This is a genomic window from Dyadobacter frigoris, from assembly GCF_005280585.1.
GTDB classification, from domain to species: Bacteria; Bacteroidota; Bacteroidia; order Cytophagales; family Spirosomataceae; genus Dyadobacter; species Dyadobacter frigoris.
On record NZ_SZVO01000003.1, the window covers coordinates 420340 to 445777 of the forward strand.

Sequence of the window (25438 nt, forward strand, 5' to 3'; positions counted from 1 at the left end):
GTCTGCCATTTTATCCTCCGAATAACAATCCCGAAGGGATGACATTATTATAGAAAAAAATCGATTTGAGCCTGATGAAAACCCTGAAAGGGTGACATAATACATTCAACCAATCACAAAACCTGTCAACAAATTGAACGGTTAAAAAAAGAATTAAATAAACCCTTCCCGAACCATCGCTTTTTCTAATTTTTCACCCAATTCCGCTGATGCTTTCAACAAAGGCAAACGTACTTCCGAACCACAAATACCTTTAATTTCAAGGCATTTTTTTATACCAACCGGATTTGACTCAACATATAACAAGGTATCAAATTCCAGAAATGCCAACTGCAAAGCCGCGGCATCCTTGAAATTCCCTTCCAGTGCGTGCCAGGTCAAATCCGTAAATTCACGTGGAAAAGCATTTGCAATCACAGAAATCACTCCGTGCCAGCCTACACTTACCATCGTCGTTACCAGATTATCGTCACCCGAAAGCAAAATAAAATCCTTTGGTGCCTTTGCAGCAAGTTCCATGCTTTGTTCAATACTTCCGCCTGCATCTTTAATTCCGATAATGTTCGGATGTTCAGCAAGTTTCAGTATTGTTTCCGCTTTCATGTTGATAACCGTGCGGCCAGGAACATTGTAAAGCAAAACGGGCACAGGAGAAGCGTCAGCAATGGCAGTAAAATGCGCGATAATTCCTTCCTGCGTTGGTTTATTATAATATGGACAAACAGACAAAATCGCGTCTACACCAGTCAGGTCCGTCTTTCGGATCGTTTCCAAAACTGCTCTGGTATCATTTCCGCCCAAGCCATACACAATCGGAAGTTCCTTTATGTTGTGCTTCTTTGAAAATGCCAGAATTTCGTTTTTTTCCTCTGTCGAGATCGTAGGCGATTCGCCGGTTGTGCCCTGCACGACCAGATAATCCACACCTCCCTCAGACACGAATTCGATTAACTTTCTTAAACCAGCGTAGTCAATTTCCTGATGCTCATCAAAGGGTGTAATCAGCGCTGCTCCGACTCCTTTGAAACGTTCGTCCAATGGCATTATTTCTTATATAATTATTGATTTTAAAACACAAAGTTAGTTACCTGACTCAATTTCCTTCATCATTTCTCAATCATTCCTAAAAATTCTTCTTCTGACAAGATCGTAACCCCCAGTTTTCTTGCCTTTTCCAGCTTGGATGGACCCATATTATCTCCTGCCAAAAGGAAGTTTAGCTTTCCTGAAACACCACTTAAAATCCGTCCTGCGTTAGATTCAATTTTATGTTTCAGCTCATCCCGATCAAAATTTGCAAATACTCCGGAAATTACAAACGTTTTGCCTTCCAGCAGATTACTTTCCATTTCAACAGGTTTGTCATCCGTTGTCATTTGCAAACCTGCCTTTTCCAGACGCTCCATGACCAGCTGGTTTTCCTGAACTGAAAAATAGGCAATTACACTTTGGGCAATTCTTCCTCCGATTTCGGGTACATTAACTAAATCTTCATAAGTGGCGGAACGAAGCGCGGTAATATTTTTGAAATATGCGGCCAGTTTTTCAGCTACCGTCGCACCTACAAAGCGAATCCCCAGTCCAAATAATACATTTTTAAAAGGCGCAGCTTTGGAAAGTTCAAGTCCTTTCAGAATATTTTCGACCGTTTTTTCTCTGAAACTTATCTTCTTCGATTTCCCGGTTTCTTCATTGACAATATTTTTTTCAAGACCTAGTAATTTTTCATAGGTCAGATCGTATAAATCTGCCGGTGTTCTTACCAGTTGGGTATCAAAAAGTAATTCAATTTTACCTTCACCCAGACTATCAATATTCATGGCTTTACGGTGAATAAAATGTTCGATGCGGCCTTTTAATTGAGGTGGACAAGCACTGTCGTTTGGGCAATAATAGGCGACTTCACCTTCATTTCTGGCCAAAAGGGAACCGCATTCAGGACAATTGGTTGGAAAAGCAATATGCTCGGTTGTGAATAAACCACGTTTTGTTACATCCACACCTGTTATTTTTGGAATAATTTCTCCGCTTTTTTCAACAAAAACAGTATCGCCCAACTGAATATCCAGACGCTCCATTTCATTGGCATTATGAAGCGTTGCACGTTTCACATACGTGCCAGACAAATGGACGCCTTTGACTTTGTTATAAGGAACGGTGCGTTCGCTTTCTGCGCATAAATTCGCTACGGGAGTAACGTTTCCTGTTCTTCCAACCTGAAAATTAACCGATCTCAAAATGGCAGGTTTATTCTCTGCTTTATATTTAAATGATATCGCCCAACGCGGACTTTTTGCAGTGAAACCTAATTCACGCTGTTGTTCAAAGGAATTTATTTTGATCACAATCCCATCTGTTGCAAGCGGAAGCGTCGCACGTTTTTCTTCCCATTCATGGATGTACACGATCACGTCATCAATATTATCCACTTTTTTCCAACCCGGCGAAGTATTAAAACCCCATGATTTTAGTGCAAGTAAACTTTCTTCATGACTGGCAAAAATCGTCTCATCGCTTAAAAAAGAATAAATATAGCAGTCCAGCGCACGTCTGGCTGTTTCAGCAGAATCCTGTAATTTGAAGGAACCCGACGCAGCGTTGCGCGGATTAGCATATTGATTCACACCCAATGCTTCCATATCTTCATTCAGCTTTTGAAACGATTGAAAAGGCATAAAACCTTCGCCGCGGATTTCAAAAATCGGGGGTACTTTATCGGCCTTTACACGTAAAGGAAGCGATTTGATCGTTTTCACATTATTGGTAATTTCATCTCCACGTGTACCATCACCACGTGTTACGCCTCTTACCAAAACGCCATTTTCATATGTAAAACTCAATGAAATACCATCAAATTTCAGCTCACAAATATATTCATAAGCCTCTCCATCAAGCCCTTTCCGAACGCGTTCATCAAAATCACGAAGTTCCTGCTCGTTGTAAGTATTATCGAGCGACAGCATCGGATAGCGGTGATACACGGCATTAAAATTCTTTGTTACCGTCCCTCCTACCCGCTGGGTTGGCGAATCGCTGCGTTTAAAATCCGGAAATTCATTTTCAAGTTTGGCCAGTTCTTTCAATAAAATATCGAAATCGAAATCCGAAATTTCAGAAATGCTTTCCTGATAATATTGAAAATTGTAATGGTCAATCTGTTCGATCAGTTCGTTAATGCGTTCTTCCGGGTTCATGATATTTGGTGGCTTGCGGCTTGGTAATGGATTATTTTTGATGAAATGTTAATGCATTCTATTTGTATTCTGGCACAAATTTAGTGTTTATTATATTTTTTGATGCATTGAAAGAATAACAGCTACCAGTGCACTTTCTTATCAGATTTCTGTATTTTCGTAAAAAACATTTCTCATTATGATTTACAAAGATGAAACCTTACTTCAAGACTGGAATTTGACACAAATCATTAATGGTAAGGAAATTATGTCCCCAAGCCCCAGAATCCGTCATCAAAAAATTTCAAAAAAACTTCATAAAATAATTGAGAGTTTTGTCGAAAAAGGAAATCTAGGTGAAGTATTTATGCTCCTCTGGACGTTATTTTTGAGGAAAATATAAATCGTGTTCAACCCGATCTGATTTTTATCAGTCAAGAAAATTCAGAAATTGCCGCTGACGATTGGATTCGAGGCACACCGGACTTATTGGTAGAAATAGTTTCAAAAAGTACTTTTCATATTGACACAGTTGAAAAAAAACAACTTTACGAAAAATTTGGGGTGAAAGAATATTGGATCGTTCTTCCTGAATACGACACTATTGAAATCTATTTTTTAAAAGATGGATATTTTAAATTATTTTCAAATGCAAGTGGCAGTCAGGTAATCGAATCCAGAATTTTAGCAGGCCTTCATTTCCAGGCTGATTTTTTATTTAGCTAGACAAAACCTCCATTTCCAGCCATTTTGCCCATTATTTTCATCTTACAGCAGAAATTCTTTAAATTCGTCCGGATTTATAAATTACTGACCTGTCTCTATGGCCTTCATTGCCCCTTCCATACTTGCTGCCGACTTTGCTAATCTGCAACGTGATGTTGAAATGTTGAACGAAAGTGAAGCCGATTACATACATGTGGATATCATGGATGGCATGTTTGTTCCTAATATTTCGTTTGGATTCCCCGTTTGTGAGGCGATAAACCGCTATGCAACCAAGCTGCTTGACGTCCATTTAATGATTGAACAACCGGACCGTTATCTTGAAAAATTCAGAGACGCAGGTGCCGCAATTTTAACGGTACATTATGAAGCGTGCCCGCATTTACACCGTACCGTTCAATTGATCAGGGAGTTAGGAGTTCTGCCAAGTGTAGCACTTAATCCGCATACTCCGGTTGAAATGTTATCAGAAATATTGCCGGATCTTTCCCAGGTCTTGATCATGTCAGTCAATCCGGGATTTGGCGGACAAAAGTTTATTGAAAATACGTACAGAAAGATTTACAAGCTGAATTGCATGCGCGAAGAGCTTGGACTGGATTTCAAAATTGAAGTTGATGGAGGCGTAAACAATGATAACGCACGTTTTCTCGTTGAAAACGGAGCTGATGTTTTAGTGGCGGGAAGTTTTGTTTTCAATTCGACAAATCCGCTGGAAACGATTGCAGAGTTAAGAAAAAATTAATGTCTAACCCATAACCCGCTCTACATGAATTATTATTTCACAAAAACCAATTTCAGCAGGAGGTTCAATAGCACATTGGACTTATGATTGTCCGTACCTTTTTGGCTGTGGGTTTGCTTTTTAGTATCAAAACAGCAGCCAGCGCAGAGAACAAACCAGCCATTCCGCCGCAAACTTATCAGTATCCTTTAAAAGTCAGCGCCGACGGAAAACATCTTACAGATCAAACCGACACGCCGTTTCTCGTAATAGCCGATGTGGCCTGGCAATTACTCAGAAAACTGGATTATCAGGAAGCCGTCCAATATCTGGATATTCGGAAAGGACAGTCGTTCAATACCATTTTAGTCCACGTTTTGCCTTCACTGCCAACACAAAGGAATTTCCAGAAGGTTACGCCTTTTCAGGGTGAAAATGATATTACAAATCCGAATAAGGTCTATTTTGATTATCTTGAAAAAGTGGTTTCAGCCGCAAAGGAACGCAATATAGCCGTAGGACTGGTTGTTTCCCGTCAAAGCTGGAATGTCATTTTCGAATCACAGGGAGAAGAAGCCTGCCGTACTTTTGGAGAATATATAGGCAAACGTTTCTCAAAATTGAACAACATTTTCTGGATCGTAAATGAAGACGAAAATCAGAAAGATTTTTTATCAAAAACGCTTACGGAAAGTTTAAAGAAAACCTCTGAAAACAAACTGGTCGCCTCGCTATCTACCTGTTCTCCTCCTGATTCACTGAAAAAGAATCATACTGATCTTAAAGTTTTTATCCCGGATTCTACCGTTACAGATTCGGAATATGCAGCTTTGGCAACGTGGCAAAAAAACATTGGCAAGTCAATGAAAAGTCCATTTTTGATTGCCAATTCAGAATTTCCGATCAAAGATCAATCGGCCTTAATTCGTAAACAGGCGTATGAATCTTTGCTTAATTCTGCTGCCGGATTCTGCCACATGAGTACGATCAAGAATTTCAATCCGACCTGGAAAACGAATATTACCAAGGACGGAGGGGAATACATGAAATATCTTGTCAAAATACTCAAAGGACTTCCCTGGGATTATCTGGAACCTGCGGCTTCCCTGAAAATGGTTCAGGATACTACGCAAAGCACAGAGATTTCAGTTTCTGCCTTGACGAACAAACGTATGGTAATGATGTATATTCCAACTTTCCGATCTTTTGGAATTGATTTATCCCAGCTTACCGGCGAGGAATTTCATGCCGTTTGGTATAGTCCGCGTACAGGAAGAAGATGGTCTGGCGGGACTTTGAAACGAAAGGAATTAGCAACCATCGAACCACCAGACCCACAACCGGAATGGGACTGGATTTTACTGGTGGGTTCAAAAAACTAAACTTGACTGTTGTTAATGATAATGTACCTTAGAGTATTAAACTTTTGTCATTCGCTTTTATTATTATAATATTGACTCCCAAATTGAATTAGAAAAAATACTATTGAGAAAATAACTGTGCACGTCAGTCCGGTACAATTATTTTCTCAATAGAATCGAATGATACAACAAGCAAGTGCACCCCGAATGAGCCTTTTGAGAAGAAAATTGAATTTTTATGTTACCCTTATCCTATTGTTTAGCGGAAAACTATTCGCTCAGCAGGTACTTTGGGCAGATAAAATACTTGGATACTCCTCAGAATACAGAAATAATGATTCCGGCCAGGGATTTCGCTCCAAACAGATCCTGGACGAGCCTAATAAATTGCCTGATTTCGGATACAGTCCATGCGCCTGGCAATCCGCCATGCCTGACGGGCGAAATGAAGAATGGATCAAGGTTGGATTTAAACAACCTATCGCTTTAAAACAGATCGCTATTGCCGAAAATTTTAATCCTGGCGCAGTTACACGCGTTTATGCTTACAATGACGCAGGTAAGGAATTTCTACTTTATGATGAAAAAGCAGCCCCAATTCCTGTAAAAGGCAGAATGCTTCATGTATTCTCCAAACAAGAAAACCTTATTGCCACCTCCGTTAAAGTCATTCTTGATCCATCCAAAGTGGCTGGTTTCAATCAAATTGATGCGATCGGTATTTCTTCCGGAACAGAACCAATTGAAGCGATTATTAATGTCGCTCCATCATCATTAAAAGATGAGAAAAAGGAAAACTTAGGAAAAGCGATCAATAGCAAAGGACAGGAAATTAATCCAATCATTTCGGCGGACGGAAGGACATTATATTTCACCCGTGCTGATTATGACGGAAATACCGGTTCTCCTTCTAAACAAGATGCCTGGGTTTCAACATTAGATAAAAATAATAACTGGACAGAAGCGGTGAACTTGGGACCACCTGTAAATACCAGTGGTGATAACGCGATTATCGGTGTTTCAGCCGATGGAAAAACCATTTATCTGATTAATGTTTATTTGCCCGGTGGCGGTTTGGTTTATGGATTATCAAAATCGTTTTATACCAAAAACGGATGGAGTTTTCCCAAAGAAATTAAAATCCAGAATCTGTATAACGAAAACGAGGCGTCTGAATTTGCGATTTCTCCGCATGGAAATGTACTTGTTATGTCCGTGCAGCGTAAGGATACAGAAGGTAAAAAGGATCTGTACGTATCGTTTATCAAAGAAGATGAAAGCTGGTCGGAGCCGAAACATATGGGTTCCGTTTTAAACAGCGCCAGTGATGAAAATTCACCTTTTTTAGGATTGGACAATAAAACACTATACTTTACTTCTTCTGGAAGAAGTGGTTATGGCGGTGGTGATGTATTTCTTTCGCATCGTTTGGATGATACCTGGTTGAATTGGTCTAAACCTGAAAATCTTGGTCCAAACATTAATACGGCCAAACACGATTCTTATTTTAACATTCCTGCTGCCGGAGATTATGGATATTTCAGCTCTGCGGACAACACTTTGGGAAGAGAAGATATTTTCAGGATCAGACTTACACCGTCCATCAAACCAGATCCGATTGCTACGGTAACAGGTTCAGTTTTTGAATTTGAAACAACAACTCCGGTCAAAGCGGAAATAACAGCGAAAATTCTTAAAACAGGGGAAACATTTAGCAAGACTACCTTTGAAGGCGAAACCGGAGAGTTCAAACTGATTTTACCTTTAAAAGAAGCGTACGTCATTACAGCAAGCCAGAAAGATTATTTTTCCACAACCGAAGATATTGATCTGGTTGATGAAACCGGTTTCAGAACAATCCGTAAAAATTTGTATTTGCAGCCGGTCAAGCCTGGACAACAGATCCGATTGGCGAACAACATGTTTACCCAAAGCAGCGCGAATATAACGGCAACTTCTTTTCAGGAACTTGACCGGATAATAGGTATTATGAATGAATATCCGGAAATGGAAATATTACTGGAAGGACATACGGATAATCAAGGCGATGTAAGGAAAAACGTAAAACTTTCGGAGGATCGGGTTTTGGAGGTCAAAAAGTATCTGGTAACCAAAGGGATAGGTGCTTCACGGATTCAAACCAAAGCGTGGGGACCGGCAAAACCGATTGCCAGTAACCTCACAGAAGCAACCCGCCAGAAAAACCGCCGTGTTGAGTTCACTATACTAAAAATGTAAAAGCGCCTAATCATAGGAAATTTCCTTAATTTCGCGGCTTTAACTTCCGACAATCAAACATGGTGCACACATACAAGAAGGAAAGTTTACAAACCTGGATTACACTTGCCGTTATTCTCATCATCGGTATCGCGCTCAGACTTTATCATCTGGACTCTTACAGTATCTTTTTTGATGAAAAAAGTACGATGGTTGTAAGCCAGGGAATTGTACTGGAAGGTGCAAATCAGAAGGAAGTTTTTTCAACAAGAAAATTATCACCTTCGCCAATATGGCAGTTGCCAACAACTAAATATCATCCTCCGGCTGTTTTACGCTCGTTCACATACAACGAAACTTTTTATCCCCGGACTTTTACATCTTCTGAGTTCTGGGCACCCAAAACGACAGCCGACTATTTCGAAGCGATGACACGCAGTGACATAGGAAATGGGTCTTTTTATTATCTGCTTTTACATTTCTGGCTGGAAGTCACAGGTATATCCGATTTTTCAGCAAGGTTATTTTCAGTTGTTTTTAGTGTTTTTATTATCGGCCTGACCTATCTTTTTGGAAAGCGTTTCTTTTCCATGAACACCGGATTGATTGCAGCAGGGATTGTAGCGATCGAACCTTTTTTTATCGCATACAGTCATCAGGCAAGAAATTATTCCCTTACTTTTTTCCTGACACTTCTTGCAACCTATCTGTTTTTACAGATCATTGAAATACGTCCCGGACAAAGAAATACAGTTTGGTTGTACATCGGCTACATTCTGGCAGCAGGACTTGGCTTGTTGAGTAACTTCCTGGTCATTGCCGTTCTTTTGGTTCATGCCCTTTATGCACTTCTGTTTTTAAGATCAGTCAGCGGCTGGGTAAAAATGGCCTTTTCTGCCGTTGCTGCTTTATCCGGGGTAACATGGTGGCTGCTTTATGGTGGCGGAAAGTACACTTTTTACTCGCTCAATCACCAGGCCGATGAATATAGAAGATATGCAGAAACCAATCCGGGGAATAATCCATTCGGCGTCTATCCGGCTACCTTTCCAAACATTCTTAACAAATCGCTGTCTATTTTTTCCGATCTGGTAATCTTTACAAATGGAATGGCCGATTCGCTTGTCGGGAAACGGAATGCCTTGATTTCTATACTTGTAGGGATTTTACTGATTGTCTGGTACCGTTATAAGGACAAATTCAGAATTCACGAATTTATCGCACCAAGAATTCCCTACATTATCGTTCTTTTGAGTGCTCTGGTTTATACAAGCAACAAATTCCAGTTCTGTGTACTTTCTGTGGTCATTTTTGCATCGTCATTTTTATATGATATATACAAAGATGCGGACAGTTTGCAGCGCAGAAGATTGATACTGCTATATATGATGGCACTCGTTCCTACTTTGTTTTTGATCGTAATGGCAATTAACAGTGGCCACACAAGTGGATTGCAGCAAAGATATTCCGGGTTTTCATTTCCTTATGTTATTATATTGATCAGCCTGTTGCTGCAATACTTTTCAACATTGTCAGCCGAATACCGAATACTAATTTTCTTCTTCCTTACCATTCAATTTTATTTTGTAGGACAGAGATTACAGGAATTCTATCAGGATCGGTCTGTAAAATATGGCCAGTTTGCTGAGGCACGCGTTCCAAATCCTTATTATGCGGCTGCACAAAAAATTAAAAAAGAGTATCAAAAGGGCGATACCATTTTATATCCGGCATTTAAACTCGAAATTTTATCAGAAATGGATCGCTCTTTTCTGGCCTATTCGATACGGGACGCCCAGCTTACTAATTTGTATCTCCCAAAAAGTTTAAATTATATTCAGGCGATGGATACAACACAAGTCGACAAAATATTAATTAAACGAAAAATTCAAAAAGATACGCTGGAAATCATCAACTTAAAGGGGATTCGATATTAATCAGAATAATAGAAGTGACTTCTCCGGGCAAAACCGTCAAATAAGATTTTGTATATTGCACACATAATAATACAATTTTGCTCGTTACTTTGTATTTGATTTCATCGCAAACATCGACATTCAAACTGCCATGACAGTAAATGAAATAATAAATGAACCAAGGCAAATCAGCGGTGAATTACGGCTGAAAATCCTTGGACTTTATCATCAGGCAAACGCCGGGCATATCGGCTGCTCATTAAGCTGCATTGACCTGATGATCGCCATTCTGTTTTTAAATAAATCCGAAGAAGATACTTTTATTTTATCAAAAGGGCACGCCGCAGCAGCACTTTACGCCTGTCTGAATGTGCTTGGTGAAATTTCTGATGAAGAACTTTCTACCTTTTATCAGGACGGAACAACACTTCCCGCCCACCCTGCTCCACGTCAATACAAAGGAATTCCTTTCGCAACAGGTTCGTTAGGACACGGCTTGCCAATTGCTACCGGAATTGCACATGCAGCCAAAGTGAGTGATAAAGATAGTTATGCTTTTGCCTTGCTTTCTGATGGAGAAACGAATGAAGGAACAACCTGGGAAGCAGCGCATTATGCGATTGCGAATCAACTGGATAACCTTTTTATGTTTGTTGACAAAAACGGAATCCAGGGTTTCGGTTTTACAGATAAAGTGTTAGGAGAAACGGCTGCTCCTGAAAAATGGCGCGCCATCGGATTTGAAACGGTAGAAGTTGACGGTCACGATATTTATGCCATTCATCAAACAATACAAGAATTAAAAACCCATAAAAACGGACTCCCAAAAGCGATTATCGCCAATACGGTAAAAGGAAAAGGTGTGTCTTATATGGAAAATAAAATGGAGTGGCATTATCTGCCGATGAGTGAAGAACAATATCGACAGGCCAGTCTGGAAGTAACGGAACGCTATATTAATGAACTTACCAATGCTTGATTCTTTACCGCATTACCGCGATAAAATAGAACAACTTAAAGGACCGATTTTCGTATTTGGAGCCAGTGGTTTTATCGGTGCAAATCTTTTTAATGATATTTTCAAAATCAGAAAGGATTGTTATGCGCTGACCCACGACGCAACCAAAGCATGGCGGTTAAAATTATTAAATGTTCCGTTTGAAAATATTATTCACTGCGATATCCTTTCGGACAATTCTGTCCGTGAAGTTTTTGAAAAATATAAACCGCAAACGCTTTTCAATCTTGCCGCTTATGGTGCTTACAGTAAGCAAAGCAGTGTAAATCTTACCTATGAAACGAATGTTATAGGTACGGCTAATATTCTTCAAAATTGCTCGAAAGAAACAGTTTACATTCATGCAGGAAGTAGTTCCGAGTATGGTTTTAACTGTACAGCACCGAAAGAAACGGACCGCGTTGAGCCAAACAGCCATTACGCAGTTTCAAAAGTTTCTGCGGCTTATTTGCTTGAATATTATGCAAAAGTTCTTGATTTAAAAACCCTGAATCTTCGTCTTTATTCTATTTACGGTTATTGGGAAGAACCCGACAGACTTATTCCAAAACTGATTGAAAGTGTCAGAAACGGCGAACTTCCTTCGCTGGTTTCCCCTGATATCAGTCGTGATTTTGTTTTTATTGAAGACTGCGTCGAGGCATTTTTAGATGCAGCGCTTAAAATAACGAGCGAAACTGCCGGAAGATCCTATAACATTGCGACAGGTAGAAAAACGACAATTGGTGATCTTGTTGAAACTTCCCGTAAAACTTTTGGTATCGCACAAGAACCAAAATGGGGAAGTATGTCAAACCGGAAATGGGACTTGGCAGAATGGTATGGTGATCCGGATGCTTTTGAAGCCGATTTTGGCTGGAAAGCAAAAACTTCATTGGAAGATGGATTGGCAAAAACAAAAAACTGGCAGGATGCTTTAAAATATGAAGATTCGATCCTCCCGGCTTTCCTGAATCCTAAATTAAACCCGGTCATCACGGCAATTATTGCTTGTTATAAAGATGCACAGGCGATTCCATTCATGTATGAACGAATCGTAAAAACCTGTAATGACTTAAAAGTACGTTATGAAATCATTTTTGTTAACGACAGCTCACCTGATAATCAGGAAGAAGTGATTAACAAAATTTGTGATAAAGATCCGAATGTTGTTGGTATCAGTCACTCCCGAAATTTCGGTTCTCAGTCTGCCTTTTTGAGCGGGATGGAAATTGCGACCGGTGATTGTGTGGTTTTGATGGATGGAGATTTACAGGATCCACCGGAAATTATTCCGGCGTTTTATGAAAAATGGATGGAAGGAAACGATGTGGTTTACGGTGTGCGTGTGCAGCGTGAAATGAAACCACATATTCACTTTTTCTATAAAACATTTTACAAAATTTTCCAGAGTCTAAGTTACATTCCGATTCCCCGTGACGCAGGTGATTTTTCCATGATCGACAGAAAAGTGGTTAAAGAACTGGTCGATTTACCGGAAACAGAACAATTCCTTCGAGGATTGCGCGCCTGGGTTGGATTTAAACAAACGGGAGTTCCTTATGTAAGACCGGAACGTATGTTCGGAGTCTCAACAAACAATTGGACAAAAAATATCTGGTGGGCGAAAAAAGCAATTTTCTCATTCAGTTTCGCTCCCTTGGAATTGATGAGTTACGCCGGATTTACTTTGACAGGATTGTCCATTCTGGGAATTATCTGGCAAATTCTGGCGAAACTATTTTTCTTCCGGGATACGCCGCAAGGCATTAGTACAGTTATTGTACTGATCGTATTCTTCGGCGGATTAACCATTCTGGGAATTTCGTTTTTGGGAGAATATATCACCAAGATTTTCGAAGAGACAAAAAAACGGCCAAAATATATTCGTACCCGTATCAGACGAGGTTCTAAATCTTACAAAACGGCGGACGAAATCAGGACATTGGTTAAACAGTTAAGAAAATGAGAAAAGAATTTGCAGCCACCATGGAACAACTGGCGACGGAAGACGATTCTATCGTTTTCATCACCGGTGATCTTGGATATGCGGCACTGGAAAGTTTACAGGGCAAGCTGGGAAAAAGATTTATTAATGCAGGTGTTGCCGAACAAAATATGGTTGGTGTAGCAGCTGGTTTTGCACATAAAGGGTATAAAGTTTTTTGTTACAGCATAGCTCCTTTCATCGTTTATCGTTGTCTGGAACAATTCCGTAATGATGTTTGCTTCCACAATCTGCCGGTTTTCCTGGTTGGTAATGGTGGTGGATATGGCTATGGAATTATGGGCAGCAGCCACCATACACTGGAAGATATTGCCTGTTTGAGTGGTTTGCAAAACGCCAATGTCTGGGTGCCCGCTTTTGCTGACGAAGTGGATCCTGTGATCCGACAAATCGTTTCAGAATCCCGTCCTGCTTATCTGCGTTTAGGTTTTGGAAAAAATGCTCCGGAAAATTCTTATTCTTCCGGTTCGTTTAAAGTAATTCATCAGGGAGAAACTCCGGAAATTACAATTTTCGCTCTTGGCCCGATTGCTAATAACGTGATGACTGCCTTGGCACAATCGAATGAGTTGGCAGCAAAAGTGAATGTGATTAATGCATTGCATTTTCCACTGGAACTTACGAGCGATATCGTCAATTTGATTGAAAAAGCACCTGCAATTCTTGTAGCCGAAGAGCATGTCGCAACAGGGGGACTTGCACAGCAACTTTCAGTTCAGCTTTTGGAAAAAGGGGTTAGAATGAGCTCCTTCAAAAGTTTAAAAGCAGAAGGATATCCTAATCGTTTATACGGAAGCCAGGCATATCACCAGAAACTTTCCGAGTTAGATCCGGCTTCATTGACGGCACATATTCATCAATTAATAATACCTGCATGAGCAAGGGGGCTTTAACGCTGCTGGTAAGCCTGATCATTTTTATTCCCATAGGAGTTTATTTTTATGTGTGGGATTACTATGCCATCAATATTCCAAAATGGGATGACCATGCGTTAAAAGCATTTATCGTAGAATATGCACATGCCGGAACCTGGCAGGGAAAACTAAAAGCAATTTTCAAACAGCACAACGAACACCGAATCGCCCTTGACCGGTTTTTCGCCTGGCTTGACTTTTCCACTTTTGGCAAGTTGAATTACCGGCATTTAATGCTAATCGGAAATCTGTTATTGCTTGGTGTAATTCCACTTTGGTATGTACTTCTGAAAAATAACAAAAAGCCTTTATTCGCACTTGTACCCATTTCTTTCATCTGGCTTACGTTGGCTTTTTGGGAAAATATGTACTGGGGAATGGCCGCTATCCAGAACTTTGGCGTGATCACATTACTGCTTTGGACACTTTATTTATGTGTTCATCCCAAGCCGTTTTTGTTCTTTTTATCCTTAATTCTGGCGCTTCTGACCATTTCAACCAGTGGGAATGGCTTGCTGGTTTTTCCGGTTGGAGCGGTCATGCTTTTCCTTTCCGGCGACCGTAAACGTCTAACTGTCTGGTGTATTTTAAGTTTGGCAGGAATTCTGGCTTATTTCTGGACCTACACCAAACCGGAATCAAATCCTGCTTCCAAGGCTTCACTTTTCCAGTTAGCAAAAGGATATATGGCCTTTCTTGGTTGTTTTGCAGAATCTATTCCTGTAAAAGATCATTTTGGCGCCTGCGTTTTCATGGGTATATTTTTGTTCCTCGTTGCGATTTCCATTGCATCGGCCACCCTTTTTAGAATCTCCACAAAAAAATATACTGTCAAATTTGAAAAGATAACAGACCTATTTTGCCTTGGGACTATCCTTTTTATACTAGGAACTGCCGTCATTGTAGTTTATAGCCGCGCAGGTTTTGGATTAGAATTCTTAATTACCAGTCGCTATAAAATATATTCAGTGTTGCTTTTGATGGTTGCATATCTATACGTTGTTATTCCAATTCGCGGCAGTTTTTTATCTCCATATATTACTGCAATCGTTTTTCTGGCTATAACCTTTAATGTTTTCAGCTATCACTATCATCTGGTTGATGCATTTAATCTGCGCAAGGATTTAACGACAAGCCAATTCAACTGGACTTACACAAATAAAGATTTAAAGGCTCCGGCAGATACTTCTTTTGCTGCCCGGATTGTTGAAAAAACACCAATATTCTATGAAAAATGGCTGCCACTAATTGCCATAGCAGACAGGCAATCCTATGCTGGAAATTCCAGTGCACTAACAGAACTGTACGCAGGAACTTCCTTTGAAAAAACATCAAAATCTTTGTTAGTAAAAAATACCGGCTTCACCAGCCAGCGTCTTCAGGATAGCGGGATTTATATTTTATTAAGTTCGGATAAACGTTTTTATGTTTTCCCAACACATAGAAGCCGTAATAATAACAGGAAGGAATTATTTCTGAAACAATATTATTTCGCGCCCGGATTTCATGCTGATATTCCTTTTTCTGCACTTGAAAAAGGGAATTATAAAGTAGCAATCATTCGCCAGCAAGGTGATGAAACAGGTATTTTGTTTAAAGACGACACGATTTCCGTAAATAACGTAACACAAGATAAAGTAAAAGTAAACTGGTAAACATGCACGCAACTGCAAAGGGACATATCATTCAACTGGACGGAATCCGCTTTATAGCAGTTGCCCTCGTACTTATTGACCATTTTTTTTCAGCCGTTAATATTATCCCTTACGGGAAACTGGGAGTAACGATATTTTTTGTTTTAAGTGGTTTTCTGATTTCAAGAATTTTGCTTAAAAGCAAAGAACATTATGTTACCGAACCTGATGGCTTTAAAAAATATATTCGTAAATTTTTAATACGAAGGACGATCCGGATTTTCCCGATTTACTATCTTTTATTAGCGATTTTATTTATTCTCAATGTTCCGCCGGTTCGTGAGAAATTCGCCTGGCTGGCTCTTTATGGTACCAATATTTATATCGGTATTTACCAAACCTGGCTTGGTTCGTGTGATCATTTATGGTCGCTTGCGGTAGAAGAACAGGTTTATTTGTTCTTTCCATTTCTGATATTTTTTGTTTCGAAAAAAAATCTGATTCCCTGGCTTGCTGTCATGGGTATTGCGAGTGTATTGCTTCGTTTTTATTTTTATTTTTCAGGAAAAGACTGGAGCGTTTCCTACGTTACTATGCCAGCTTGTCTGGATTCATTTGCATTGGGCGGATTGATGGCGTGGTTACAGCTTTACAAAAAAGATATTTTCCTGAAACTTTTTGACAAGACCTGGCCGGTTTTACTAGGACTTTTGGGCTGGATTTTAATGCAATACTGGAATAAAAGTTATGCCGATATCCACAACATCGTGGACGTTGTATTTGATCGTCTCGTTTCTTCCATTTTTAGTTTTTTTCTGATTGGACGGGCAGTTACTGGTTACGGAGGCTTGACGAAATATTTCCTTGAAAACCCTGTCAGCGTCTATCTGGGCAAAATAAGTTATGGTATTTATCTGTATCACAATTTTATTTACAACCATTATCACAGTGGCCCAAACCATCCGACGGTCAGGCTAATCCATAAAATTTACCAGCATTTTCCTTCGTTGGAAGGCAATTTAACTTTCGAAGCTTGTCTGTTTTCTTTTCTTACTGTGATCGTTGCTTCGATCTCCTGGTATTTCTTCGAAAAACCAATTAATTCGCTAAAAGATCGTTACGCTTAGTCAATAAAAAATATCCAATTTTCGGATACAGGCTTTTTTCCTTAATTTTGCATCAACATACCAAATAATTTTCTGCATGACGTTCCTTCTTAGTATAGTAATGCCGGCATACAATGAACAAGATTGTATCGAAAAAGTAGTACACAACTGGACAAGTTTCCTGAAAAATAAATTCCCAAACGACAATACCACACTGATCGTCATCAATGATGGCTCTAAGGATAATACAAAAGTACTTTTGGACAAACTTGAAAAAGAAGTAACCAATCTTACAGTTGTGAATCAGAAAAACGGTGGTCACGGCAATGCTGTTGTAAATGGTTATCGCAAAGCGTTGGAGTTAAATTCTCAATACGTATTCCAGACAGACAGTGATGACCAGTTTGTTTCAGATGATTTTGACAAGCTTTGGGAGAAAAGACATCAGTCTGAATTTATTTTAGGATACCGCGAAGTTCGTCATGATGCCGGGGTCCGTTTGTTCATTACCAAATTTTTGAGAGGGACAATTTCTTTTGTTTACGGTACTTATATACTTGACAGCAACATTCCTTTCCGATTGATAAAAGGTACGTTTCTTCAAAAATTGATGAACCAGCTTCCTAACCCGGAACCATTTGCACCGAATATTTTCCTTTCGGTGATGGCAAAAAAATCAGGTCAGGAATTATTCGATATTCCGATTACACATAAAGACCGCGAAACCGGAGAAGTTTCTATTGTAAAATGGAATCTTTGGAAAGTTTGTATCCGCAGCTTTAAAGAATTGCTACGTTTCCGTCTGGAACTGAACCAACACGTGAAAGCGATCCGTGCTTAACGAAAGAGAAACAGCTCATACTGAGTATTTTTATATTTAAAAATAACACAGTTTCCTGTAAGTTTTTTGCCTGAAACTGCTTACTCAATAAGCCCGTGTCGAAAAAACGAATCATTACTATCCTGCTGGCTATCATTCTGGTTCCGGCAGGATATTTTCTATACAAATCATTTCGCGGTTCTTCGGCGGCCTGGAAATATATTCCTTCCAATGCGGTTGTTGTCATCACCAGTGAGCATTTACAGGATTCGGTTTACGAGGCCACGGATGCAAATCTTGATCTGAAAAGGCTTCCTTTACTCGACATTGCAAGCGATAATTTATCACTGCTTAACTTACTTTCACCCGACCATAAAAAATTAAATACATTTTTAAAGGGAAAGGATATCTCTTATTCTTATCACCCACGCACTAATACCGAGTGGGGTGTGATCATGTACATTCCTGTTGAGGGAGAAAAAGACTCCAAATGGCTTGAAAATCCGCATCATGACAATATCCGGGTGATGCATCATACTTTCCAGGACAACAGGATTACGGATATTAACGACACACATTCCCGTCCATTATTTTCGTATGTAATCAAGGATAACTTTCTGATTTTAAGTTACTATGGTGATTTGATTGAAGATGTAGTCCGTACATCTTCGCTGCACATTCCAAGTTCAAATCTAAAATCAACCTTTTCAAAAAGTGATGATTCCAATTACGGAACCAGTTTGTACTTGAAAAATGAGGCCTGGAGATCTATCATTCCCAGTAACAACCAGAGCAGTAATTTTGCAGAATTTGCAAAGGTATTTCCTAACTACCAGGATTTTCATATTGAAAACACCGGAAGCGAAAATAAACTTCAGATGATTTCTGCCGGTACGGATTCGCCGGATTATTACATTACTGACTGGTTGAAAAATAGTAAGGGATCACCTTTTAAAGGTCATAAACATATCTCTCAGCAAACATCCTATTTTTATCGCTTTGGCGTAAAAGACAAACCTGATTTTCAGAACCAGTTTTTGAAATGGCATAAGAAGCTAAAATCCGAAGCATGGGAAAAGCTTGTTTATCATATCGGAAATGAAAGTAATTTGCTTCTGGACAATATGGGTTCTGAGCTTATTCTTTGTCAGCTTGAAGAAAATAACAGTATCAGTGACGGAAAAATAATACTTGCCGAGTTTTCAAACTATGATAAATTACGGCCTGTTCTAAAAAAACTGGCAAGGCTTTCGACACCTGAATCCAATGTTTCTACGGATCAGTTTCAGGGATATGATATTTATTCCATTGCCATTCCTGAATTGCCGGCAGGTATTTACGGCCCAATGTTTTCCGGATTTCCGCGTACTTATATCACGTATGTCGCGCCTTACCTTGTGATGAGCAACAACTCTCAGGTACTCCAAAACTATATTGTTGATTACGAAAATCAGCTGACCTGGAAGCAGTCGGCTGAATATGACAGTGTTTTAACAAGCAGCAAATCAGATGCCCAACTTTCATTGGTCGTAAATTTGAGAAAAGCCCAATCCCGTGGCGAAGGTTCCGACACGAAATCATATACGGATCTGACTTCCAAAATCGAATCTGTTATTCTTCAATGCCGTTACGATGGTGGGGACGCTTATCCTGAAATTACCCTGAATCCAAAGAAAAGGCAGACGGCCAATAAAGTTCTCAATCGCACTTTCCTGAATATTGATATAGAATGGCCTGTTTTGTATGATTCATCTTTAACCGCTCTGCAAAATCCAATTGACGGAAGTTCGGAAGTTTTACTTACCGACAAAGACAATAATCTGCTCCGGGTTAATAATTTGAAAACAGGGAAAACGGAGACAATAACAAAATTGAACGGCCCGATTGTTACCTCTGCTTACAAAGTTGATTTCCTGAATATCGGCCGGCAGCAAAAGATTTTTGCCACTTCGAGTGCAGTTTACGCCATTGATGAAGATGATTCGACACACGTAATTACCAGTTTTTCCAAAGCGTTACCTTCTGCTGCCAGAATTACAGCGCTTAACATGATTGATGGCGGAGAAGATGGCAGTAACCGGTTTATCATGACAGATGCTTCCGGAGAACTTTACATTTGGGAAAGTGTTACAAAGGCAATCCGTAAACTGAACCGGTCGACGCATTTTGATAATATTCAGGGACCGGTTGTGGCACTGAATCAAATTGGAAACCGGAATTATATTGTAACTCAGAGAAACGGAAAAATCTATCTTTTAAAAACCACAGGTGCCATAAAAGACGGATTTCCTGCCGATATTCTGGCACGTGCGGAAAGTCCGTTTACCTGGACGCAAAATCCTGAAACCGGCCAGTCGGAACTTGTCGGAATAAGTGTTTACGGAGCTTTGACACGGATCAGTATGGATGGGAAAATAACTTCACAAACACAGTTATTACGTCCCGAACCTTCCTGCCAGTTTAAAACTTTGTTTGACAGAAATTCTCTGGACTGGATTCTGGCCAGGACTTCTACCAACAAAGCAGCATTCCTGACCAAAGAAGGAAAAGAGCTTTTTGAGATCAAAAATCTGTTGCCAAACTCTAATATCCAGTATCATTTTTTTGGTGTTGACAATCGTTTTATAACGATCCGATCAGGAAATTACACGACAATATTTGATATGACCGGAAAACGTTTAGGCGACAAACCGATCCCTTCCGAAATGAATGTACAGTTAACCTATCTGCCATCCTATTACAAATTACTGATTTTCAGCCGCTCCGAAAAGAAAGTACAGGTTTGGTCGATTAAGCTGCGTTAATTATGAAATATTTGAAATACATCTTCTTAATACTTTTTTCCTTTGTCTGGCTTGTCGGATTGAGTCCTGCATTAAAAACAAAACTGGATGAATGGAATCTTACCAAAGACGGTTATCGTTTTGGCGATTTGTATCGTTTATCCAATTTACCACAGTTTAAAGACCCTGTTAAAAAATGTCCAAAGCAGATTTTTGTTGAGAAAAATAATGGCTCAAAAAAAATTCATTTGTACATTATCGGTGATAGTTTCACGGAAAAGGAACGTATTGAAAAAGAAGATTTTGCAGTAGATCAATATCAATATGTGCATTGGGATAATATTCTGCATCTGAAAACGGACACTTCTGCAATCAATATTCTTTTGCTGGAAAGCGTTGAAAGACATTTTCGCGAAAAGATGATTTCGCCCGTTCATAATCTGGTTCCTGATTCCGAAACTTATGTGTTAAAAGGACCGGAACCATCTTTTATGAATAAACTTGACCTTGCATTTTCCTCAGACGGAACCGAAGGAAGACTGGATGCTGTCTTTCTTCAAAATGACATTTTGTTGAAATTAAAAGAAATGAAAGCGGCATTTACATACCACTTATTTCACAGAGCTGATAAAAAAGTCACTTTGGTAAACAACGACAAAAACGTGGTTTATTACCTTGATACGGACACGCCTGCTATCACTTCATCTTTTACAGATCTGGAAGATTCAGAAGTTGATTCTATTGTCAGCAATGTTTCTAAAAGTAAAATACTGGCTCAGAAACTAGGCTTTGATCACGTCATATTATCTGTTATTCCAAACAAAGTATCTGTCTTAATGCCGGAATATGGTAATTATAATAAACTGATCAGTCGAGTTTATTCCAATCCAAAACTTGATATTCCTTACATTGATGTGCTGCCTGATTTCAGGAAAATGAAAGAAAAAGCGTATCTCAGAGGTGATTCTCACTGGACTTGCCGGGCTCAGGATATTTGGCTGCACAAAACGAATGCCCTTATAAAAAAGGTAGCACAGGAAGATATTTAATTCCTGTGTTACCTTTTGTTCAAATTATCGCATCTTCTACATTATCAATTTTCCCGGTCAGTTTCCCAACCGTAAGGCCTTGTACAATTATTGAAAAGAGAACTACGAAATAAGTAATTGCCAGAAGCAGGTTTTTGTTCAGATCATTATCAATCGACAAAGCCAGTGCGATGGAAACACCGCCTCTTAAACCTCCCCAAACGAGAATGATAATGGATTGTTTACCAAACCGTTTGCGAAAAGGAATAATCCTGACCGGAATATAAATTGAGATAAACCGGGCAAATAAAACGACTGCAATCGTAATGGTTCCTATCCAGCCATATTGTTTCAGATCCGGGATCAGCAATAATTCAAATCCAATAATCAGGAATAAAAGCGCATTTAATATTTCATCGATAAGCTCCCAGAATTTGTCGAGGTAATCTTGCTCCGTTGCCGTAATATTTCCCAGATTTTTCCCATAGTTACCAATCATCAATCCGGCAGCAACCATAGCAAGCGGTCCTGACATGTGCATAGCTTCTGCTGCCAAATGCCCGCCCATGACAATTGCGAGTGTAATCAGTACGTGAACATTATAGCCATCCACCTTATTATTGGCATGAGAACCGATAAATCCGAGCACAACACCCAATAATATTCCCCCCAGGGCTTCTTTTGCCAAAAGCGTTGATATACCAACAAAAGAAGTATTGACCTCCTCACCTCTCGCCAAAGCGAGCATGATAATAAAAACAACAACGGCCATTCCATCATTGAAAAGTGATTCACCGGCAATTTTGGTTTCCAGAGATTTGGGTACACCGGCCTGTTTTAAAATACCTAAAACGGCAATGGGATCCGTGGGAGAAATAAGCGCTCCAAAAACCAGGCACTGAATGAACGGAATGCCTAAGCCAAGCCATGGAAGAATTTCATACATCATCAAACCAATCACAAATGTGGAAATCACCACACTTACCGTGGAGAAAACCATGACGGGTATCCGCTGTTCTTTTAAGTCCTCCAAATGGATATGGATAGCACCAGCGAAAAGTAAAAAGTTAAGCATCGCACCCATCAAAATTTCGGTCAGATCGATGCTGTTCAGTAACGTTGTGATCCTGTCAAATGTGTGGGGAAATATATTATCGGTCGCAAGCAAACCCAGAGAAACCAGGAGCGCAATGACCATTACGCCGATGGAAGCAGGCAATTTCAGGAAACGCGCGTTGATGTAAGCAAAGACCGCAGATATGACAATTAATACAGAAAACGAATAGTATAACTCCATGAAAATATTTTTTAGACTGGCTAAAATAAAAAATAAATAGCAGCCATAAAAATTTCACAGAGCTTATAACCAAACTCTAAGTGTATTCTAATAATTGGAAAAAGTCAAATGCAACATGGTTTTGGACTAATTATTTTTCAAAAAAACTGCCGTTAAATAGGAACAAGCACACTTGCAGCAACATTAATTAATATATTTACTACACATTCAACAACAGCTATGATCACACTTCTTCTATCTTTCAAAGTACCGGCAAAAATGATCAGAAGTATCATTTTTTCTTTATTGGTAGCTCAATGCATTATTCCGGCACATGCTCAGACCAGTGTTTTAAAACCTGGTTTTGAGAAACAGGAATATATTGAACTGATGAAAATGCATGCCAGACTTTATGATACCACCAAGAATAAAATTCCATATCCCGTTCATTTCAAATCCATTTACAATTCACCCATTGTGGGCATGGATAATCGCTGGGATCTTTGGAGTAGTAAAAAATCTGCGGTGGCTGTGATTAATCTTCGTGGCACAACAACAAATCCTGTTAGCTGGCTTCAAAATTTTTATGCGGCTATGGTACCTGCTCAGGGAGAACTCAAACTTTCAAACGATTTTACCTTCAAATATCACTTGGCAGAAAATCCACGGGCAGCTGTGCATGTCGGCTGGCTTATTGGCGTTGCTTATCTTGCCAGAGATATTCTCCCTAAAATTGATTCCTGTTATAAAATAGGAATTAAAGAATTCATCATCATGGGCCACAGTCAGGGAGGTGCGCTCACTTATCTGATGACGTCTCATTTATACAATCTTCAAAAGCAAAATGTTTTACCAAAAGATATTCGTTTCAAAACCTATTGCAGTGCAGCACCAAAGGCAGGAAATGTTTATTACGCTTATGAATATGAAAATCTGATTGATGGGGGCTGGGGTATCAATGTGATCAATGGCGCTGACTGGGTTCCGCAAACGCCATTTTCCGTACAGAATTTATCCGATTTTAATGAGACAAATCCATTCCGGGATATTGACGGGGTTTTGAAAAAGCAAAAATTTTTTACAAGAATTGCGCTTCGCCATGCTTACAGGCAACTGAAAAAACCAAGTGAAAAAGCGCAGCGTCATTATGAGAAATACCTTGGGAATTATGTTTCCAAAATGGTTAAGAAAACGCTGCCCGAATTCCAGCCTCCGGTTTATGTAAAAACTTCTGATTATGTGAGGATTGGACCCACAATCACCCTGCTCGGTGATGACGCTTATTACAAATTGTTCCCGGATTCCAAAACAGATGTTTTTGCGCATCATCTTTTAGAACCTTATTTGTATCTGATCGATCAATATAAACATTAGATTTGCACATAAATTAATAATAATGGCAAAGATTAAAAGCACAAAACCGTCAGCAAAATCCAAATTTTCCGGTGTTGACAAAATGTTAGATACCGCGGGCTGGTTTGGTTTAATCGCACTGGGTTTGATAACCGTATTCACTTATGTCCGTTCACCGGACATTATCCCACTTCATTTTAATGTGGTAGGACATGCTGATGGCTTTGGAAAAAAAGTAATGATTTTTGCAGTATTCGCGATCGCCGCTGCCATTTTCATGTGTATTACCTTATCAATTAAATTTGTTTTCAATCCATCGAAAGCAACGTTGGTACCAAATAAAAATTTCGATTTCGCTATCAGGACAATCCGCTTTATTCGGTTAATTGCCATGGTGGGATTTATTTACATTCTGGTCGTTACCAATTTGGTTGTTGACGGACATGTAAAAGGTTTGGGATCTTTATTTCTTCCCATTGTTATGGTTTCGCTATTATTTCCGATCGCTTTTTATTTCAAAAGAACCTTATCTCCTAGAAATAGAAGTTAAAAATTGATTGCTGGCACAGTTTTCCTTACTTTAATTTTGAGATTACTTAATCTTGAATCTAACGTCTAATCATTCGTGGTTAAATGTTTTATCCAATAAGCATTCAAATAAAAGATTTATGGAAGACAAAAATAAATTTGCAGTCGAAATAACATCATTCACTCCGATAAAAGAAATTCCTGGTTCCTGGACAAATACTGATTACAAGGCTTTGTTAGTGAAAATGGATTACGAAAATCCGGATGAAATCAGCGAAGCAGAATTGAAAGAAATGTGTTTCATGTCAATTACCGACTATGAACCGGCCGAAGCTGCCAAACTGGTTTTGGAGTATTTACTTGAAGAAAATCTAACCGATGGCCAGATAGAAAATCTTTCGCATCAGATGCTGACAGAAAAATTGTGGGAAGAAAATCCAAAACTGGATCTGCATGTCAGTTTCTTCAAAGCAACCCAACTTCTGTTTGATGCTTATAACGGCAAATTTCCAAGAGCAGAAGCAGTTCAGTTTAAACTAAAACTTACAGCTGAAAATCCTGAGAGTTTATCGATTTTTGAAGAAAATCCAGAGGCTCCGATTGTAAGAATTTTGGCTCAGGGAATGTCAGATCATAATTTGGTAAACCGTCTTTTTGGCGATCAACTGGAAGGAACAAGTTTTGAGGAAGCCAAAAATATTATCTGGGAGCTTAAAACGATTGAAAAGAAAACAAACGAAATAACATTTGATATCGTAAGCTCGGCTTATTGGTTAGACGATATTAAATATGCGGATAATTATGAAGCTACGTCACATCCCGACATTTTAGTATCAGAAGAAGAATAATTGCCAAATAATAGTAAAGTAAAATT

19 protein-coding genes are annotated in these 25438 nt (G+C 39.3%); 16 read left to right on the forward strand and 3 right to left on the reverse strand.

Annotation, left to right across the window (positions count from 1 at the left end; translation table 11 throughout):
- Positions 1-153 precede the first annotated feature (153 nt).
- Both dapA and ligA read right to left on the reverse strand, forming a co-directional pair.
- Positions 154-1044 (reverse strand): 4-hydroxy-tetrahydrodipicolinate synthase, encoded by an 891-nt coding sequence (gene dapA, locus FDK13_RS08885; protein WP_137339618.1) that lies wholly within the window; start codon positions 1042-1044, stop codon positions 154-156.
- A gap of 62 nt (positions 1045-1106) precedes the next feature.
- A complete protein-coding gene (gene ligA, locus FDK13_RS08890) occupies positions 1107-3194 on the reverse strand; it encodes an NAD-dependent DNA ligase LigA (protein WP_137339619.1) in 2088 nt (695 codons plus the stop codon).
- A 363-nt stretch (positions 3195-3557) separates the two neighbouring features.
- On the opposite strand from ligA, the gene FDK13_RS36580 reads away from it, so the two are divergent.
- The 13 genes from FDK13_RS36580 (at position 3558) to FDK13_RS08955 (ending at position 21428) form a co-directional block, all read left to right on the forward strand.
- Complete coding sequence (locus FDK13_RS36580; RefSeq protein WP_374756091.1) at positions 3558-3899, forward strand: Uma2 family endonuclease; 342 nt, start codon at positions 3558-3560, stop codon at positions 3897-3899.
- A gap of 97 nt (positions 3900-3996) precedes the next feature.
- Positions 3997-4644 carry a ribulose-phosphate 3-epimerase gene (gene rpe / locus FDK13_RS08900; protein ID WP_137339620.1) on the forward strand — a complete coding sequence of 216 codons (648 nt, stop codon included), beginning with the start codon at positions 3997-3999 and terminating at the stop codon, positions 4642-4644.
- A gap of 83 nt (positions 4645-4727) precedes the next feature.
- Positions 4728-6005 (forward strand): apiosidase-like domain-containing protein, encoded by a 1278-nt coding sequence (locus FDK13_RS08905; RefSeq protein WP_137339621.1) that lies wholly within the window; start codon positions 4728-4730, stop codon positions 6003-6005.
- A gap of 159 nt (positions 6006-6164) precedes the next feature.
- Complete coding sequence (locus tag FDK13_RS08910; RefSeq protein ID WP_229215971.1) at positions 6165-8222, forward strand: OmpA family protein; 2058 nt, start codon at positions 6165-6167, stop codon at positions 8220-8222.
- 59 nt (positions 8223-8281) lie between these two features.
- Positions 8282-10138, forward strand: coding sequence for a glycosyltransferase family 39 protein (locus FDK13_RS08915; RefSeq protein WP_137339622.1), 1857 nt, complete (start codon positions 8282-8284; stop codon positions 10136-10138).
- A gap of 130 nt (positions 10139-10268) precedes the next feature.
- Positions 10269-11096, forward strand: coding sequence for a transketolase (locus tag FDK13_RS08920; RefSeq protein ID WP_137339623.1), 828 nt, complete (start codon positions 10269-10271; stop codon positions 11094-11096).
- Positions 11089-13083, forward strand: a complete 1995-nt coding sequence (locus FDK13_RS08925; protein WP_137339624.1) for an NAD-dependent epimerase/dehydratase family protein — start codon at positions 11089-11091, stop codon at positions 13081-13083. The genes FDK13_RS08920 and FDK13_RS08925 overlap by 8 nt, the downstream gene beginning before the upstream one ends.
- On the forward strand, positions 13080-14000 hold the full coding sequence (locus FDK13_RS08930; RefSeq protein ID WP_137339625.1) for a transketolase family protein: 921 nt from the start codon (positions 13080-13082) through the stop codon (positions 13998-14000). Before FDK13_RS08925 ends, FDK13_RS08930 begins: the two co-directional genes overlap by 4 nt.
- Positions 13997-15691 carry a hypothetical protein gene (locus FDK13_RS08935; RefSeq protein ID WP_137339626.1) on the forward strand — a complete coding sequence of 565 codons (1695 nt, stop codon included), beginning with the start codon at positions 13997-13999 and terminating at the stop codon, positions 15689-15691. Before FDK13_RS08930 ends, FDK13_RS08935 begins: the two co-directional genes overlap by 4 nt.
- A gap of 2 nt (positions 15692-15693) precedes the next feature.
- On the forward strand, positions 15694-16797 hold the full coding sequence (locus FDK13_RS08940) for an acyltransferase family protein (RefSeq protein WP_137339627.1): 1104 nt from the start codon (positions 15694-15696) through the stop codon (positions 16795-16797).
- 76 nt (positions 16798-16873) lie between these two features.
- Positions 16874-17617, forward strand: coding sequence for a glycosyltransferase family 2 protein (locus FDK13_RS08945; protein WP_137339628.1), 744 nt, complete (start codon positions 16874-16876; stop codon positions 17615-17617).
- 95 nt (positions 17618-17712) lie between these two features.
- Positions 17713-20400, forward strand: coding sequence for a hypothetical protein (locus FDK13_RS08950; RefSeq protein WP_137339629.1), 2688 nt, complete (start codon positions 17713-17715; stop codon positions 20398-20400).
- Between the two features lie 2 nt (positions 20401-20402).
- On the forward strand, positions 20403-21428 hold the full coding sequence (locus FDK13_RS08955) for a hypothetical protein (RefSeq protein ID WP_137339630.1): 1026 nt from the start codon (positions 20403-20405) through the stop codon (positions 21426-21428).
- Positions 21429-21447: 19 nt separating this feature from the next.
- On the opposite strand, the gene FDK13_RS08960 is transcribed toward FDK13_RS08955, so the two are convergent.
- Positions 21448-22704 carry a cation:proton antiporter gene (locus tag FDK13_RS08960; protein WP_137339631.1) on the reverse strand — a complete coding sequence of 419 codons (1257 nt, stop codon included), beginning with the start codon at positions 22702-22704 and terminating at the stop codon, positions 21448-21450.
- Between the two features lie 219 nt (positions 22705-22923).
- Here FDK13_RS08960 and FDK13_RS08965 point away from each other — a divergent pair, with 219 nt between their 5' ends.
- The 3 genes from FDK13_RS08965 to FDK13_RS08975 all read left to right on the forward strand — a co-directional run bounded on the left by FDK13_RS08965 (position 22924) and on the right by FDK13_RS08975 (position 25412).
- The gene (locus FDK13_RS08965) at positions 22924-24057 is read left to right on the forward strand and encodes a lipase family protein (RefSeq protein ID WP_137339632.1); all 1134 of its coding nucleotides are present in this window, start codon (positions 22924-22926) and stop codon (positions 24055-24057) included.
- 22 nt (positions 24058-24079) lie between these two features.
- Positions 24080-24586, forward strand: coding sequence for a DUF1648 domain-containing protein (locus tag FDK13_RS08970; RefSeq protein WP_137339633.1), 507 nt, complete (start codon positions 24080-24082; stop codon positions 24584-24586).
- Positions 24587-24704: 118 nt separating this feature from the next.
- Positions 24705-25412: a hypothetical protein gene (locus FDK13_RS08975; protein ID WP_137339634.1), complete on the forward strand. Its 708-nt coding sequence runs from the start codon at positions 24705-24707 to the stop codon at positions 25410-25412.
- Positions 25413-25438: the final 26 nt, after the last annotated feature.